This window comes from Streptomyces sp. 5-10, from assembly GCF_014712245.1.
Taxonomy (GTDB): Bacteria; Actinomycetota; Actinomycetes; order Streptomycetales; family Streptomycetaceae; genus Streptomyces; species Streptomyces violaceusniger.
The window spans coordinates 1-1,213 of sequence record NZ_JACVYG010000195.1; the positions used below are offsets into that span (position 1 = coordinate 1).

At 72.1% G+C, this 1,213-nt stretch carries 1 protein-coding gene and 2 pseudogenes; 2 read left to right on the forward strand and 1 reads right to left on the reverse strand.

Features of this window, described 5'->3' with window-relative positions; all coding sequences use genetic code 11:
- The coding region (locus tag IEJ02_RS50660) for a hypothetical protein (RefSeq protein WP_317986116.1) at window positions 1-191 on the reverse strand (191 nt) is incomplete at its 3' end.
- On the opposite strand from IEJ02_RS50660, the pseudogene IEJ02_RS50665 reads away from it, so the two are divergent.
- A pseudogene (locus IEJ02_RS50665) lies at window positions 102-398 on the forward strand (acyltransferase domain-containing protein); the annotation flags it as partial. The gene IEJ02_RS50660 and the pseudogene IEJ02_RS50665 overlap by 90 nt on opposite strands.
- Before the next feature lie 121 nt (window positions 399-519).
- Window positions 520-1,213, forward strand: a pseudogene (locus IEJ02_RS50670) (hypothetical protein); the annotation flags it as partial.

Consider the following 1,213-nt stretch of genomic DNA (forward strand, 5'->3'; position numbering starts at 1 on the left):
TGATGGTGTCGGTGCGGGCGGCTGAGGCGGACGTACTGCCGTTGCTGGCCGGTCGTGAGGCTGAGGTGAGTGTGGCGGCGGTCAATGGGCCGCGTTCGACCGTGATTTCCGGTGCGGAAGAAGCTGTGGTGGAGGTCGTCGGGCTGCTGGAGGCCGAGGGCGTCAAGACCAAGCGGTTGCGCGTCTCGCATGCGTTCCATTCGCCGTTGATGGAGCCGATGCTGGCGGAGTTCCGGCAGGTGGCCGAGGGGTTGTCGTACGCGCCCGCGCGTATCCCCGTTGTGTCGAACGTGACGGGTCTGGTCGCGGATGCCGAGGCGCTGTGCTCCGCCGAGTACTGGGTGCGGCACGTCCGTGAGGCCGTGCGGTTCGCGGACGGGGTGCGGAGTCTGGCGGACGCGGGAGTCACCACCTGCCTGGAGCTGGGCCCGGACGGGGTGCTCTCCGGGATGGGGCAGGAGTGCGTGTNGCCTGGAGCTGGGCCCGGACGGGGTGCTCTCCGGGATGGGGCAGGAGTGCGTGTCCGACGTGGTCTTCGCGTCGGTGCTGCGCGATGGCCGGGACGACGTCCCTTCGCTGCAGGAGGCGCTCGCCGAGATCTATGTACGAGGGCGGCAGGTCGACTGGTCAGCCCTGTTGGCGCCGGCCCGCCCCCGCCGCGTGGAGTTGCCGACGTATGCGTTCCAGCGGGAGCGCTTCTGGCTGGAGCCGGTCCGTACCGGCATGGCCCCGGCGATGACCCAGGCGGCTGATCGCCGGCGCTATCAAGCGTCGTGGGCGCCCGTTTCGGACGTGGTGGGCGCTGCGCTGACGGGCCCGTGGTTGGTGGCGGTCCCGGCGGGATTGGCCGGGGACGAGTGGGTTGCGGGCTGTGTGGCCGCGTTGGCTGGGCGAGGTGCACGGCCTGTCGTGGTCGAGCTTGGGCAGGGCGACGCCGACCGCGCGGTGATGGCGGACCGGCTGCGCCGGGCCCTGGACGAGGCCGAAGTCTCCGACACCACGGGCGTGGTGTCGCTGCTGGCGCTGGCGGAGGGGCGGCACGGTGAGCACGGGGCGGTGCCGTTGGGCCTGGCGCTGACGTCGTCCCTGCTCCAGGGGATCGAGGATGCGGGTGTGGGCGGCCGTGTGTGGTGTGTGACGCGGGGTGCGGTGGCGGTGGGCGGCGCGGAGAGCCCGTTGAGTGTGGAGCAGGCGGCGGTGTGGGGGCTGGGCC